General features: G+C 55.7%; 11 protein-coding genes. 5 read left to right on the top strand and 6 right to left on the bottom strand.

Features of this window, described 5'->3' with window-relative positions:
* Positions 1-96: 96 nt before the first annotated feature.
* From J7400_RS19410 to J7400_RS19400, 3 genes are read left to right on the top strand one after another with little or no spacing between them, the layout of a single operon-like run.
* A complete protein-coding gene (locus J7400_RS19410) occupies positions 97-1,938 on the top strand; it encodes a DUF294 nucleotidyltransferase-like domain-containing protein (RefSeq protein WP_209065756.1) in 1,842 nt (613 codons plus the stop codon).
* 30 nt (positions 1,939-1,968) lie between these two features.
* Positions 1,969-2,490: a hypothetical protein gene (locus J7400_RS19405; protein WP_209065755.1), complete on the top strand. Its 522-nt coding sequence runs from the start codon at positions 1,969-1,971 to the stop codon at positions 2,488-2,490.
* Positions 2,490-3,899: a 3'-5' exonuclease gene (locus tag J7400_RS19400; protein ID WP_209065754.1), complete on the top strand. Its 1,410-nt coding sequence runs from the start codon at positions 2,490-2,492 to the stop codon at positions 3,897-3,899. The genes J7400_RS19405 and J7400_RS19400 overlap by 1 nt, the downstream gene beginning before the upstream one ends.
* Before the next feature lie 31 nt (positions 3,900-3,930).
* On the opposite strand, the gene J7400_RS19395 is transcribed toward J7400_RS19400, so the two are convergent.
* The 4 genes from J7400_RS19395 to J7400_RS19380 form a co-directional block, all read right to left on the bottom strand.
* On the bottom strand, positions 3,931-4,491 hold the full coding sequence (locus J7400_RS19395; protein ID WP_209065753.1) for a sarcosine oxidase subunit gamma: 561 nt from the start codon (positions 4,489-4,491) through the stop codon (positions 3,931-3,933).
* Positions 4,484-7,432 (bottom strand): sarcosine oxidase subunit alpha family protein, encoded by a 2,949-nt coding sequence (locus J7400_RS19390; RefSeq protein WP_209065752.1) that lies wholly within the window; start codon positions 7,430-7,432, stop codon positions 4,484-4,486. The genes J7400_RS19395 and J7400_RS19390 overlap by 8 nt, the downstream gene beginning before the upstream one ends.
* Positions 7,429-7,716, bottom strand: coding sequence for a sarcosine oxidase subunit delta (locus J7400_RS19385; RefSeq protein ID WP_209065751.1), 288 nt, complete (start codon positions 7,714-7,716; stop codon positions 7,429-7,431). Before J7400_RS19385 ends, J7400_RS19390 begins: the two co-directional genes overlap by 4 nt.
* A gap of 111 nt (positions 7,717-7,827) precedes the next feature.
* Positions 7,828-9,078, bottom strand: a complete 1,251-nt coding sequence (locus J7400_RS19380) for a sarcosine oxidase subunit beta family protein (protein WP_209065750.1) — start codon at positions 9,076-9,078, stop codon at positions 7,828-7,830.
* 180 nt (positions 9,079-9,258) lie between these two features.
* Here J7400_RS19380 and J7400_RS19375 point away from each other — a divergent pair, with 180 nt between their 5' ends.
* Positions 9,259-10,047: a response regulator gene (locus J7400_RS19375; RefSeq protein ID WP_280638031.1), complete on the top strand. Its 789-nt coding sequence runs from the start codon at positions 9,259-9,261 to the stop codon at positions 10,045-10,047.
* Here the strand turns inward: J7400_RS19375 and J7400_RS19370 are convergent.
* Together J7400_RS19370 and J7400_RS19365 are read right to left on the bottom strand one after the other, a co-directional pair.
* Positions 10,032-12,740, bottom strand: a complete 2,709-nt coding sequence (locus J7400_RS19370) for an ATP-binding protein (protein ID WP_209065748.1) — start codon at positions 12,738-12,740, stop codon at positions 10,032-10,034. The genes J7400_RS19375 and J7400_RS19370 overlap by 16 nt on opposite strands.
* On the bottom strand, positions 12,737-13,492 hold the full coding sequence (locus J7400_RS19365; protein WP_209065747.1) for a transporter substrate-binding domain-containing protein: 756 nt from the start codon (positions 13,490-13,492) through the stop codon (positions 12,737-12,739). Before J7400_RS19365 ends, J7400_RS19370 begins: the two co-directional genes overlap by 4 nt.
* Before the next feature lie 198 nt (positions 13,493-13,690).
* Here J7400_RS19365 and J7400_RS19360 point away from each other — a divergent pair, with 198 nt between their 5' ends.
* Entirely contained in the window at positions 13,691-14,683 is a 993-nt protein-coding gene (locus J7400_RS19360) for a TAXI family TRAP transporter solute-binding subunit (RefSeq protein WP_209065746.1), read from the top strand.
* Positions 14,684-14,733: the final 50 nt, after the last annotated feature.

The raw sequence follows: 14,733 nt of genomic DNA, 5'->3' as shown, positions 1-14,733 counted from the left end.
GTCCGGGTCTTTCCGGGCGGGACATGTGGTCTGATCCGATGTGCCACCGATGTTGGCGCGGCAGACCCAATATAAACACACGGAACTGACGCACCCATGCCGTTGACCCCTGCTCAAATCGCCCGCTTTCTGAGATCTGTTCACCCCTATGACAGCCTGCCTGCCGAGGTGACCACAGCGCTGAGCACCCGCCTTGAGGCCCACAGCTACAGCCTCGGCGATACGGTCTATCAGCATGGTGCACCACTGGCGGGGATTTACCTTGTCTATGCCGGGCTCGTGGAGATTTCTGATGAACATGGCGGCGTGGTCTCCCATCTGGGGCTGCGCAACTCCTTTGGGGAGCGCGGCCTGCTGCGCGATGGCAAGGCCGCCACCCATGCGCGCTGTGAAGAAGACAGCACATTGCTTTTGCTGCCCAAAGACACGCTGCTGGCGCTGATTGAAGAGCATGATGCCGTGCGGCGGTTTTTTGACCGTGCAGGCTCTGAGCGGCGCGGCGCCACCGCGGAAAATGATATTGCCAATACCGACATCGCCACATTTATGGCGCGCAACCCCATCACCCTGAAAGCCGATGACACCGTGCGCCGCGCCGCGCGCACCATGGCGGAGGCCGGAATTTCCTCGGTCTGTGTGATCGGAGAGGACGGCGCGCTTCAGGGGCTGGTCACCACCGGCGATCTGGTCAGCCGCGTGCTCTCGCAGGATCTGAGCCCGGACACGGCGCTGGCCGAGGTGATGACCGCCGCGCCGCGCAGCCTCCCGCCCCATGCGATTGGCTCTGATGTGCTGCATATGATGACGGAATTCGGCTTTGGCCATATTCCGGTTGTGGAAAACGGCGCGCTGGTGGGGATTGTCACCCAGACCGATCTGACCCGGCTTCAGGCGGTGAGCAGCGTGGAAATGGTGCGTGACATCACCCGCGCCGACAGTGCCGAAGAGATTGCGCAGGTGACCGCGCGCATTCCCAAGCTGCTGGCGCAGCTGGTGGGATCGGGTCACCGCCATGACATTGTCACCCGGCTGATCACCGATGTGGCCGATATCACCACGCGGCGTCTGCTGGCTTTGGCCGAGGCGCGGCTGGGCTCGCCGCCGGTGCCCTATCTGTGGCTGGCCTGTGGCTCGCAAGGGAGACAGGAACAGACCGGCGTGAGCGATCAGGACAATTGTCTCATTCTGGATGACGCGGTGACCGAGGAGATGCGCCGCGGCTATTTTGCCGAGCTTGCGCGCTTTGTCTGTGACGGGCTGAACACCTGTGGCTATGTCTATTGCCCCGGTGACATGATGGCCACCGCCGAGCGCTGGTGTCAGCCCGCGCGGGTCTGGCGCAGCTATTTTCAGGGCTGGATCAACACCCCCAATCCCGAAGCGCAGATGCTGGCCAGCGTGATGTTTGACCTGCGCCCGATTGCCGGAACCTGGCAGGGTTTTGAGGAGTTGCAGACCGAGACCCTGCGCACTGCGGCGCAGAACTCGATCTTTGTGGCCCATATGACCGCCAATGCACTCAAGCATCACCCGCCTCTGGGGCTATTGCGCGGATTGGTGACCATCAAATCCGGCGAGCACAAGCACCAGCTTGATATGAAGCACAACGGCGTTGTGCCGGTGGTGGATCTGGCGCGGATCAGCGCCCTGCAAGGCCGGCTGAGTGCCGTGAACACCCGCGCGCGGCTGCAGGCCGCCAGCGATGGCCGCGCCGGATTTTCCGCCTCCGGCATTGCCGATCTGCTGAGTGCCTATGATCTGATCGCGGAGGAGCGGCTGAGCCATCAGCTGCGCCAGATCCACGCGGGCATCGCGCCGGATAACTTCCTTGCACCTTCCGCGCTCTCAGACTTTGATCGCAGTCATCTACGCGATGCCTTTGTCGTGATAAAATCCCTGCAGGGCGCGCTGGGTCATGGACGCAGCGCCAGCACCTAAGTCACACGCCCATTCCTGAGGAGGCCAACCATGTTTCTCGAACTTCTCGCCGTGATTTTTGCCGGTGTGGCCGGGGCCGGGTTGATGATGGTAATTATTCGCCTGACTGGCGGGCGGCTTCCGAAATGGCTGACCCCGGTGGCGGCGGGCGCGGTGATGATCGCAGTGAGCATCAGCTCGGAATACAGCTGGTTCAGCCGCACCACCGCAACCCTGCCCGAAGGGCTGGAGGTGGTGGAGACCGTGGAGACCTCCGCGATGTGGCGGCCCTGGACCTATGCGGTGCCAATCACCGAACGTTTCGTGGCGGTGGATACGGCCTCGATCCAGACCAATGCGGCGCAGCCAAATCTACGTCTTGGGCAGGTCTATTTCTATGGCCGCTGGTCGCCGTTGAACCGACTGAACGTAGCCACAGATTGCGCGAGCAACCGCCGGGCAGCGCTCATAGATGCAGTGTCGTTTGCTGCAGACGGAAGTTTAGATGGTGCGGATTGGGTGAGCGTGGACGAAGGTGACCCATTGATCGAGGCCATGTGCGAGATTTCTTGATGTTGTCCCGACTTTCTCTGAGATTGCGTGTTCTTCTGTTCTTTGCCCTGCTGGCCATAGGCGGCATGTTGATACTAGCCTCCGCGCTGGTCGTAGGTTTCCGAAGCGCGTTATCTGATGGCATTTCAAATGGCTTCATCACTGCCGGGCTGATTGCTGGCTTCGGTTTTCTGGGACTTGTGGCTGGCATCTGGCTTCTCTTTGATGAGAACGTCGCCAAGCCCATACAAGCCCTAGCCACCACGCTTCGCGCTCGTGCGCACGCGGGGGCAGGGGAAGTGGATACGCATGGCGCGCGCTATCTTGGCGATTTGGCACCTGCCGCGGACTCTATAAGCAGCACACTCGATAGCTCCCGTTCGGCGATGTCTCAGAAAGTAGCGGATGAAACCGAAGTCATCCGGGAAGAACTTGCACAAATGTCAGATGTTCTCCGTGACCTGCCGACAGGACTACTTGTGGTGGGCGATGACGACCGCATCGTCCTCTACAACAGGGAGGCCGCAGCGGGTCTGTCACAGATTGCCCCCATGCGCCTGAACGCGGCCATGTCTGACTATTTTGACGCCGAAACTTGGCGTGTCAGTAAGTCGCGCGCCGCTAACGGAGCGCTGCTTTCTGGTATCACGCTGAACCGACAGGATGGAGCGAAGGTCTCCAATGTAAGCGTTCAGAAACGACGCTCTGAAACTGGGTATCTCATCTGTTTGGAGCCGGCGCCGGAGAAGCCTAAAGCAGCTACGGTCGCCAATCTGACGTATGATTTCCAACTATTGTCAGATCGCACATCAGACGCATTGCACAATCGTAGGTTGGAGCAAACTCCATTTGTGGTTTTCGATTGCGAGACCACTGGGCTGCTGCCCCATAAAGACGAAATCTTGCAGCTCGGAGCTGTACGCGTGTTCCGCAATCAGATCATCTATGGGGAAGAAATTGACCAATTGGCCAATCCTGGCCGACCAATTCCTGCAGCCTCCACACGTATCCATCACATTACCGATGCAATGGTCACAGACGCACCACCGCCCAAAACACTGGTCACCAAGTTCCACCATTTTGCCCGGGACTCAGTAATCGTGGCGCACAACGCCCCCTTTGACATGGCCTTTATGCATCGACATGGCAACGAAATGCAGATCGACTGGCCTCATCCAATTTTGGACACTGTATTGCTCTCCGCAGTGCTCTTTGGGACATCTGAGAAGCATACTTTGGATGCTCTGTGTGATCGACTTGGCGTAACAATCCCGCCCCACCGCCGCCACACAGCGCTTGGAGACGCCCTTGCCACGGCCGAAGTCCTTTGTCGCATGCTGCCCATGCTCTCCGCGCGGGGCTGCCACACTCTAAGCGATCTGCTCGCGCAAACCCGGAAACATGGTCGTCTCCTAAACGATATGAACTAAAGCGGAAGAACTTCACCTTTACCCATATAGGTCAAGGCAACCCTGCGGCGACCTCGACCAATGCACTGTGCAGCGAACCAGCAGACGAACGTGGGCCGACTACATTAAAGCGCGCCTCTTCGCGGATCAGAAAACAACCGATATGATGGATGTTGGTGCGGGTCGCAGTACCTATGGACATGTCGGGCACGTCGACTGCACAGAGGCGTTCAAACAAGGCCTCTGGGTTGGCGCCTTCGATATCAAACAGGCACCAGCCATCGGTCTGCTCTGTCACAGCGCCAGCGTCTCTGACGATCTCTTTGATCTCTTGGGCCAGAAGAGGGTGCGTGTCGTGATCCGCTTCAATCATCCACTGACCGGGACCGGACCACCAGAAGCGATGATCATCTTTGGTCACACAACCTCCTGGGCCAGGTAGGTCGATCCCAAGAGCAACCTCAATGGCACCAGCGACAACTGCTTCTTGCCCTTTGCGGGCAGCCAGCGAGGCAAGCGAGCAGTTTGGGTTTTCAGAGATGGTGAACGCACCGACGACATCAATGCGCGCGTTCTCTTCTCCAAGCGCGGTGGTGGGTTTCAAATCAAACACGCAAACGCCCTCCTTCAGGGTCAATGAAATGAGCGGATACCACCTCTACCGTGGCCTCCTTGCCCTCAAGAGGGTTCACCATGCGAAGGGTTTCTCCCATACGATTGGCACCATCCTTTAGAAACCCAAGACCAATGGAGCGCTCAAGCACCGGAGAATAGGCTGCTGATGTGACGTAGCCCTGGTCATGTTTGGCATCCACAGGACCATTTGCGTTCATGAGGTGAGCGCCCGCGGTTACCACACCGTCTCCTACAGCTTTCAAGCCCACGAGGCGCAAATCATCATCCCCATTCAGCCCCGAACGTTCTGACAAAGTGCTTCCAATACTGTCTTTCTTCTTGGACACCATTCGCCCCATACCGAGATTGGCAGCAGTGGTGGTACCGTTGATTTCAGCTGCAACAGCGTGGCCTTTTTCAATTCGCATCACGCCAAGAGCTTCGGTGCCATATGGAGTTACGCCAAACTCTTCTCCTTCTGTCATTAGGCGGCGCATCAAAGCGTCACCGTACCGGGTTGGCACGGCCAGCTCATAGGCCAGCTCGCCAGAGAAAGAAATTCGGAACAGACGCGCCCGCAACCCGCTACAGATTGTGATCTCACCACAGCTCATGAACGGGAAAGCTTCGTTGCTGAGGTCGTGATCAGGATCAACAATTTTCTGCAACAGCTTGCGTGCATTAGGCCCCGCAATTGCGTATTGCGCCCAGGCTTCCGTGGTGGAGATCAGTTGGACATCCATCTCTGGGAACAAACATTGGCGGGCGAACTCCAAGTTTCGATAGACGAGCACAGCGTTTGCAGTTGTGGTCGTCACGACGAAATGGTCCTCGGCAAACCGGGCTGCAGTCCCATCATCATAGGCGATGCCGTCTTCGCGCAGCATCAAGCCATAGCGGACTTTGCCGATGGCCAATTTTGCAAAACCGTTGGCGTAAATCTTGTTGAGAAATGCGGCGGCATCCGCACCCTGAACGTCGATTTTGCCGAGAGTTGTTACGTCACAAACCCCCACAGAACCGCGTGTTGTCAGAACTTCGCGGTCGACCGTTTCGCGCCAGTGACTTTCGCATTTGCGGGGAAAGTACTGCGCACGCAACCAATTGCCGGTTTCCACGAAGACAGCACCCTGCTCCTCCGCCCATTTATGGCTGGGAGTTTTTCGGACAGGATGGAACTCAGCGCCAACGGAACGACCAGCCAGGGTACCCATTGATACCGGCACATAAGGAGGGCGGAAGATGGTTGTACCTGTTTCCGGTATGGACTTTCCCGTTATCTCGGCCATCACAGCCAATCCGGTGACATTGGCGGTTTTGCCCTGATCCGTTGCCATACCAAGCGTGGTATATCGTTTCAGGTGCTCGACTGAGCGGAAACCTTCTTGATGCGCAAGCTTCACATCTTTGACAGTCACATCGTTTTGGAAGTCAATCCAAGCACGTTTGGCACCTTGGACATGCCAGAAAGCTGTGATGTTGCGAGATTCCTCCGCAACTTGCGGCAACTCGATCTCCTTTGCGGTGATGCCAAGGGCTGCCAAAGCGTCCATTGCGCGTTGGCCCCCTCCCATCAAAGCCTGTGAGGTGGTCATATCACCGCATGCAGCCCCTGCGACGGACTGGCCTACGGGCAGCGCCCCTCCTGGCACAAATGCATGAATTGGATTGTCCCACACAGGCCGACCACGCTGATGACAGGTTAGTCCCAGATTCGGATTCCAACCGCCAGAAACCGCAACGGCACCGCAAGGGATAACGCGCGTTTTTCCATTGGCTAATTTGACAGTCACCGATTTAACACCGAGTTTGCCTTTGGTGTCGATAATCTGAGCGCCCGCCAGCACCTCTGTACCTGTGGCAAATGGTGCATTAAGCCGCGTATCAATCACCGCAGGCACAGAAACGCCCTTTGCCAGCAGGTCCGCCGCTGTGCGGTGTCCGTCATCGTTGTTGGTAAAGACCACAACACTTTGGTCCGGCGTCGTGGCCCACCGATTGGCGTAAGCACGGACTGCTCCCGCCAGCATGACGCCCGGGCGGTCATTGTTTTCAAATGCGATCGGGCGCTCAATAGCTCCAGCACAGACAAGAGCACGCTTGGAATAGATGCGCCAAAATATCTGACGCGGCTTACCGGGTTGCGGGGCTGCCAAATGGTCAGACACACGCTCGACTGCGCCATAGATGCCGTGGTCATACGCTCCAACAACGGTGGTGCGCGGCATAATACGTACATTATCGAGTGAGGCCAATTCTGCTTGGATTTTCGCCACCCAGTCGATCCCGGCCGCGCCATCCAACTCTTGAGTTTCCGCCAAAAGGCGGCCGCCCAGTAAGAAGTCCTCTTCTGCAATGATCACACGGGCACCAGCGCGCCCTGCTGTCAGTGCAGCCGCCAAACCCGCAGGCCCAGCACCGATCACCAGAAGGTCACAATGCAAAAAGCCTTTGTCGTAGACATCAGGATCATCTTCAAAGGATATGCTGCCGAGACCCGCAGCGCGGCGGATCAAAGGCTCATAGAGCTTTTCCCAAAAGGCTTTCGGCCACATGAACGTCTTATAATAGAAACCCGCCGCAAAGAACGGCGCGAACCGATCGTTAATGCCAAGAAAGTCATATTTGAGAGACCCCATGTGATTTTGGCTTTTTGCGCTGAGCCCATCAAAAAGCTCTATAGTTGTCGCCCTTGTATTGGGCTCCTGACGGCCACCCTCGCGCAACATGACCAGCGCGTTGGGTTCTTCAGATCCAGCCGTAACGACACCCCTCGGGCGGTGATACTTAAACGACCGCCCCATGAGGCGCACGCCATTGGCCAGCAAGGCGGAAGCAAGAGTATCACCTTGGCGGCCCTCATAATTCTGCCCATTAAAAGTAAAATTTATCGGCGCGTTGTGGTCTATCAGACCGCCCTGTAGTCTGTTGACACTCATTGGGCAGCTCCCCCCGATCGTCTTGTTTCGCTGGCCATTTCCACGGAAACAATTTCATGTGTCAGTGTGTTGCGCGTCACGAGCAACCATGACCGATCACCCTGTTCGTGAAACCAGAGTTCCCGATGCAGACCTGCCGGATTGTCTCGCAAATAGAGGTAGTCGTGGAACGCCTGAACCGCGTTCTCGGCCTGCCAATCGGGGCGGTTCATCAACGAGGCGTCGCCCAAATAGGTGAATTCAGAGGCATCGCGTGGTCCCAAAAGAGGATGATTGATCAGCATGTTTTAGCCTCCAACGGCCCAAAAACGGCGTATTGCACTGCAAGGCCCTCGCTGCAGGGAAGCCAATGCGGGATCGGGCCCTGGTCAAGCTTGTTGATCATGGTGGTGTCCTTAGTGCAGATTTGGTTGGGCACCCTGCCCTTTTTCGTCAATCATATGACCCGTTTGGAAACGATCCAGCCGATAGGCCTGAGCCGTTTCATGCGATCGGTCAGTCGACAAGAGATGCGCCAAGCACCACCCTGCTGCCGGAGTTGCCTTGAAACCGCCGTAACACCAACCTCCGTTGAAATAGAGTCCCTCGATGTGAGTTTTGTCGATGAAAGGCGACCCATCCATGGACATGTCCATGATGCCGCCCCAACTGCGCAAAAGGCGCACGCGCCCCAGCGCTGGGATCAGGGACACACCACTTTCCACCACATCTTCAACAACAGGCAGATTGCCCCGTTGCGCATAAGAGTTGTACCCATCTATGTCGCCGCCAAATACAAGACCACCTTTGTCAGACTGGCTGCAATAGAAGTGCCCCGCACCATAGGTAATCACCCCTGGAATCGTAGGTTTTAGCCCCTCTGAGACAAAAGCTTGCAGTACATGGCTCTCCATTGGGAGCCGCATGCCAGCAAGGGCCATCAGGCGGCTTGAGCTGCCAGCAACGGATGCTGCTACCTTTTTTGCACCAATGTATCCGCGTGACGTTTCCACGCCGAGGACTTTGCCATTTTCAATACGAAAGCCGGTGACTTCACAGTTCTGGATGATGTCGACGCCATGCTGATCTGCACCGCGCGCGTAGCCCCAAGCTACGGCATCATGGCGCACAGTTCCGCCACGCCGATGCAGCAAGCCTCCTCGGATCGGGAACCTAGCGTTCTCAAAATTCAGAAAGGGATACATGGCGCGCACGCCCTCTGCGTCCAAAAGCTCGGCATCTGAGCCGTTCAGGATCATCGCATTGCCCCGACGCCGGAACGCATCTCGTTGCCCATCCGTGTGATACAGATTCAAGATACCGCGCTGGCTGACCATTGCGTTGTAGTTCAGCTCTTGTTCAAGCCCTTCCCAGAGCTTCAGCGAAAACTCATAAAACGGCTCGTTCCCGTCGAGCATGTAGTTCGAACGCACGATCGTCGTATTGCGCCCAACATTGCCACCGCCGATCCAGCCTTTTTCCAGAACCGCGATCTGCTTCTGACCAAATTGTTTCGCCAAGTAGTACGCGGTTGCAAGCCCATGGCCGCCACCGCCGATGATGACAAAATCATAGTCTGGTTGAGGAGCCGCATCGCGCCAAGTTGGGCGCCACCCCTTGTGGCCCGTCAGGGCTTCCTTGATCACTCGAAATCCGCTGTAACGCATCGCATCCTCACTTATTTGAGACGAAAATGACGGTTGTGGTTTGGTTTTCACAGGCGCGTTTTGGTCAGCCATTGCTCCATTTCCGTCACATCGCACAAAAGCACGATCGCCCACTTGCACAGAGGTAACGTTTCCTTTCACATGCCTCGCATGAAGCAATTGAAACGACAGCTGCCCCCTTTGACCTCGCTGGTTGCCTTTGAGGCGGCTGCGCGGCTGGGGTCTTTCACCACGGCCGCAGAAGAGTTGAATGTGTCGCGTGAAGCGGTAAGTCGCCAAATCCGCGCCTTAGAAGCGCATTTGGGTGTTAAGTTGTTTGAACGAGACGCAAATACGGCCGCCATGGGCCTGACGGGGCAGCAGTTTTATGCAACCGTTTCGCCAAATCTATGGGCCATTGCTTCTGCTGCAAATGAGCTTACAGGAGGGGCCAATGAGAATGAGCGAGCCCCTGAGGTGGAGCTATTAGAGGTGCCTCTGGAACACGATGACAAGCCGACTCTGTTGGTCGTCGACGATTCCACCGACAATATTCATCATCTTTACGGGCTACTCAGCGAGAGCTATCGTGTGATTGCGCAACGCTCTGGGCAGGGTGCTCTGTCCTATTTGTCCAAAGAGAGCGTAGACCTCATCTTATTGGACATCCGAATGCCGGACATGGATGGCTACGAAGCATGCCGCCGCATCAAAGCGACGGCCAGTCTCGCGGAAATACCGATCATCTTTGTAACAAACTTGGATGATCCGGCAGATGAGACCAAAGGTTTGGAACTAGGCGCTTCTGATTTCATTTCACGCCCAGTTGTACCCGCGGTCTTGAGTGCGCGCATCCGTACTCAAATCGAACTGCGACAGTCCAGGAGCGCATTAGAAAGCCTGCTCACACGTCGCGCGGACAGATTGCAAAAGGCCGAAAACCTGCTGACAAAAATGGCCAAAGAGATCGAGGCTTATCGGTCAGAGTGAGATCGCGGACTCGCATCTTTGGCCAGCCGAAGAGCCTTAACAAAGTCCAACTTTTCGAGTGCATCTATCAGTTCGACGAACTCTTTACTGAAGTGTTCGCGTTTGTGGAGCATCTTGGCATGGCCTAAAGACGCCATATCATGACTTTGGATCAACTCAATTAGCGCCTCCCAACTGGCAGGATGTTGGGTTGAAGTCTCCTCTAACCCCAAATCCTCCAAGGTAAGTTCTTCGGACAAAACTTCGATTTCGCTCAATACAAATTTGAGATGCGCCTGATCAGTTTCAGTCTTCTGGGCCGCTTCGGCGAGCGGCACAGCACCCACGGTGCGTGCAGATCCCTTAATGACATGAAGTGTGGAGTTCATGTCGTCGGGCGCAACGCCTCCGCCCGACAGTGCTTGCCACCAACCCTTAAGTTGCGCGCGAAAGCGTACCAAATTTTGTTCATAAAGCAGGCGATTTCCCCCTGCGAGGAAGAGGCCCTGCTGGCGATCTAAATGCTTTGGCGCCTGCGTAGTTGGCACGTGTTCTTCCAGCACCGCTTGCAACTTGGCAGGGTCGACCGGTTTGGGCAAAAATTCGGCAAAGCCGGCAGCGCGACACTTTTGGTACTCTTCTGGGGTGGCGTTGGCCGACGTAGCGATGACCGGGGCCAATTTACCCCCGTAATTCTCATGAAGCTTTTGCATGGTGCGGTGACCATCCATCATGGGCATATGCAGATCCATCAAGAGCATGTCAGGCATGGCTTTCGCCACGTGCTCTATTGCCTCAAGGCCATTGGCGGCCGTTCGAACATCAGCACCAAACCCGCCGATCAACGCTTCAAAGACCGATTGATTGATCCGATTATCCTCCACAACAAGGATATCGCGCCCTGCCAAAATATCTGGCGTTGATTTGGGCTCATTGGTTTGATTTTGAAAGCGTTTCACCGCCTCAAGAAATTCGCCGTGTGTGATTGGAAGGTCGATCGATATCGCCGGTGTAGCGTTTAAATCTTCACGCAAAAAAGTAACGTGTTCGCCGTCCACAAGAACTCGAACAGCTGCGACCTCTTCAGCCAACTGGCCACCAACTCTTTGCGCCATAGCAGCTACCGCGTCCCGTTGGTGACCTTCCCCCAAAACCGGGATCGTCAGTTTTCTGTCCTGTCCGTAGAGCGCGGGCTTGCTGGGGACAACAAAATCAAATGAAAAACAGGCACCTTGGCCAGTCTCGCTTTCTACATTCAAGTTCCCACCCATTTGCTCCGCTGAGCGCAAAGCAATGGACAGTCCTAGTCCGGTTCCACCATATTTTCGGGTGGTAGAAGTATCTGCCTGTCCAAATGGTTTGAATATCTCCTCGATCTGCTCCGGTGAAATTCCGATGCCTGTGTCGCGGACACTAAGAGTGAGGTGACCTATGTTCTGATCAAGCATCTCGCAACTGGCATTGATGCAGATCTCTCCTTGGTCTGTGAACTTCACAGCGTTAGAAGCGAAGTTCATCACCACTTGCCGCAATCTGAGCGGGTCAGCAAAGATCTCACGAGGGAGGTCCGGCGCGTAGTTCCAGATCAAGCGAACCGGCTTTTGTTGCAGCAAGGCGCGTGTCTGCATCATCACGCTGTCCAAAAACTCATCAACAGAGAACCATACGTTCTCCAATGCCATTTCCCCCGCCTCAATTTTGGAGAGATCCAGCACCGAATTGATATTTTGCGACAAATGGGTCGCAGCAGCGCGCATATCTTGAATGTGGCGGGGCGTTCGATCGTTGTAACCGTCCCTCAACAGCACCTCGGACAGGCCAATGATGGCATTCATCGGCGTGCGCAATTCGTGACTCATATTGGCAAGAAAGACGGATTTGGCTTGCGACGCCTCAACGGCCTCATTTCGTGCCGCCACCAACTCTTGTGTGCGATCGTCCACGATGGATTTCAGATTATCCCGGCTATCTTCCAGCTCGCCGACGGTTCTCCCAAAGGCGCGCGCAAGACGTGAGATTTCGTCTCTGCGGTGCGGATCAAGCATGTGGCGGTCGCGATCGGTAAGTTCGAATTTATGCCCATCTCGCACGCGCAATGCTGCCATCTGCAGGCGAGTAATTGGGCGAATAACGGTCACCTGCACCAAAAGGAAAATCGCGCTGGTCACAAGAAGTGTCTGAAGAATGCTAGAGCCAAGCACCACAAAACTTCGGGCGACCATTTCAGCCCCGATGGACTGGTAGGAGTAAATGGCAAAAAGAGCCCCGATATCAGCCCCATCTCGCTTGCTGTGCAGGGCAAAGCGGTAGGTTTCATCGCCATCTGCGCCAAAACCAAACCAACGTGCGACGCTTGGCGCTTTTACCTGTGTGGTGCGAGCGACCGACAAATCACCAATGCCCGCACTTTCCCGCAAGCTGTCGCTTAACAGAGGATCTTCAATCCATGCTTCGGTGATCACCGGATCTTTTAATAGCCCCCCCATAAAGGCCAACGTGTCGGGGATATCGACTTCCCAATATGCGCTTTCGATTTGCGGCAACGTGGCACGAATGATGCGGTCAGCGTTTTGACGGGCCGTGTCAACCCGCTGTGTTCCTTCAAGCCAAAGGGTCACAACGCCCAGAACGAGTCCAGAGAGAATACCAATGATGCCCGCCGCGATCGCGATCTTGGGAGTTACCCCCAAACGATGCAGACGTATGTCTCTCATTCTTCAAAATGCTCCTGAACGATTTCACGGATGCGGCCGGAAGAATGCATGGCGCTCAGAGAGCCTTGCAGGCGATTTGCCATGTCGTCCCCGTCTCCGTCTCGTGGGAATGCAATATAGCGCTCTTGCTCGACCAAGGGTGTTGGAAGAAACCGCAATTTCTCGGTCAACCCCATGTCGTCAATGATATGCGCAAGCGTGGCGCGACCACCGACAATCACATCTGACCGCCCCAGCATGAGCTTTAGTATATTGGTGAAATCATCCTTGGACATCTCGCGGGCAATGTCGGGATGACGGTCAAAACTGTCTTCATAGGTAAATCCTGACACGACGCCTACAATCAGCCCATCTAGTTCGTTAAGTGACCGGATGTCCTCTATAGGGCTGTCAATCAGTGTCACGTAAACCGTTTTTGTGCGGCGCAATGGGCCAACCATATTCCACTTCTCAAAACGTTCCCTCGTTGGTGCAAGTTGAAAAACAGCATCCAGATTTCCGGCATTAAAATCCAGCAAGGCGCGGTTCCAAGGTAAGGGACGGTGCTCCAGTTCAACATTTATCTTCTCAGCCGCTTCATTGAGGATTTGTACGTCGATCCCGCGGTACTGGCCGTCGACCGTATAATTGAACGGGGCAAACCCCTCCATCGACCCGACGACCCAAACCTCGGCGTTGCCAGGCTTCGCCAAATTGGCGCAGCAACAAATAGCCGCCAACACAGGAATGGCTTTTGCCAAAAGGGTCTTCATTTGGAAGGCTCCGTCACAGTTACGTGGAACTGTAACCACCGGCTTTTGCCCAAGGCAATGTTTCCAGCCCTCAGAAAAATTACGGTCACAGCGTAACTTTTTTGTCTCTCACAAAGGCGCGGGCTTCGCTGGTAACCAACTTTCGGACAAAGCGTTGATGCTCGCCTCTGCCGACTTATGGCCGCGGGCATATGGCGTATGGTAATTCAACAGGAGGAAAACATGTCCAAGACCAAGAAAATCACAGGTGCTCTGCTGGCTCTTGCCATGGGTGCAGGTGCTGCTTCCGCAGCGGATCAGACCTTTGTTACCATCGGAACCGGCGGTGTCACAGGTGTCTATTATCCTACCGGCGGTGCAATCTGCCGTCTGGTGAACAAAGGTCGCAAAGAGCACAATATCCGCTGCTCCGTGGAATCCACGGGCGGTTCCGTTTACAACGCACGCACCATCCGTCAGGGCGAGCTGGACTTTGGTGTGATCCAGTCTGACGTTCAGGTGAAATCCATCAACGGCACCGACCAATTCTCCGAAGACGGTCCTTACAGCGGCCTGCGCTCCCTGTTCTCCGTACACCCTGAGCCAATGCACCTGATGGCGCGCGCAGATGCTGGTATCGCGTCTACTGCAGATCTCAAGGGCAAGCGCGTTAACATCGCAAACCCTGGTTCCGGCACCCGCGTTCTGGCGGAAACACTTCTGAAATATGAAGGTCTCTCCGTTGACGATTTCTCTCTGGCAGCAGAGCTGAAGTCCTCTGAGCAAGCCGCAGCGCTGTGTGACGGCAAAATCGACGCGACCATCTGGGCTGCTGGCCTGCCTAACGGCTCTTCTCAGGAAGCGACCTCCACTTGTGATGTGAAAATCATTCCTTTGTCTGGTGAAGGCATCGACAAGCTGCTGGCGGACAACTCGGCCTATGCGCCTGCGACCATTCCTGGCGGCATGTACCCTGGCAACCCAGATGATCTGCCATCCTGGGGTCCGAAAGCCACCATCGTGACATCTGCTGAAGCATCTGACGAAGTTGTCTACGAAGTGGTAAAGGCCATCTTCGAAAACTTTGATGGCTTCCGCAAACTGCACCCAGCCTTCGCCAACCTGAAAGAAACTGAAATGGTTTCGGATGGCCTGACCGCAGAAATCCACCCAGGCGCGATGAAATACTACCAAGAACGCGGCTGGAAGTAATTTTCTCCCAACTGCCCCCACCAAATCGGTGGGGGCCCTTTTTATTCGCT

Source organism: Shimia sp. R9_2 (genome assembly GCF_017743735.1).
GTDB lineage: Bacteria > Pseudomonadota > Alphaproteobacteria > Rhodobacterales > Rhodobacteraceae > Shimia.
Note: the sequence above shows the minus strand (reverse complement) of the source record. Positions and strands in the feature narration are given on the sequence as shown.

What these genes read in the sequence shown, in the direction of transcription:
- J7400_RS19410 (WP_209065756.1), top strand. Translation starts at nt 97, where the DNA reads ATGCCGTTGACCCCTGCTCAAATCGCCCGCTTTCTGAGATCTGTTCAC.
- J7400_RS19405 (WP_209065755.1), top strand. Translation starts at nt 1,969, where the DNA reads ATGTTTCTCGAACTTCTCGCCGTGATTTTTGCCGGTGTGGCCGGGGCC.
- J7400_RS19400 (WP_209065754.1), top strand. Translation starts at nt 2,490, where the DNA reads ATGTTGTCCCGACTTTCTCTGAGATTGCGTGTTCTTCTGTTCTTTGCC.
- J7400_RS19390 (WP_209065752.1), bottom strand. Translation starts at nt 7,432, where the DNA reads ATGAGTGTCAACAGACTACAGGGCGGTCTGATAGACCACAACGCGCCG.
- J7400_RS19385 (WP_209065751.1), bottom strand. Translation starts at nt 7,716, where the DNA reads ATGCTGATCAATCATCCTCTTTTGGGACCACGCGATGCCTCTGAATTC.
- J7400_RS19380 (WP_209065750.1), bottom strand. Translation starts at nt 9,078, where the DNA reads ATGCGTTACAGCGGATTTCGAGTGATCAAGGAAGCCCTGACGGGCCAC.
- J7400_RS19370 (WP_209065748.1), bottom strand. Translation starts at nt 12,740, where the DNA reads ATGAGAGACATACGTCTGCATCGTTTGGGGGTAACTCCCAAGATCGCG.
- J7400_RS19365 (WP_209065747.1), bottom strand. Translation starts at nt 13,492, where the DNA reads ATGAAGACCCTTTTGGCAAAAGCCATTCCTGTGTTGGCGGCTATTTGT.
- J7400_RS19360 (WP_209065746.1), top strand. Translation starts at nt 13,691, where the DNA reads ATGGTAATTCAACAGGAGGAAAACATGTCCAAGACCAAGAAAATCACA.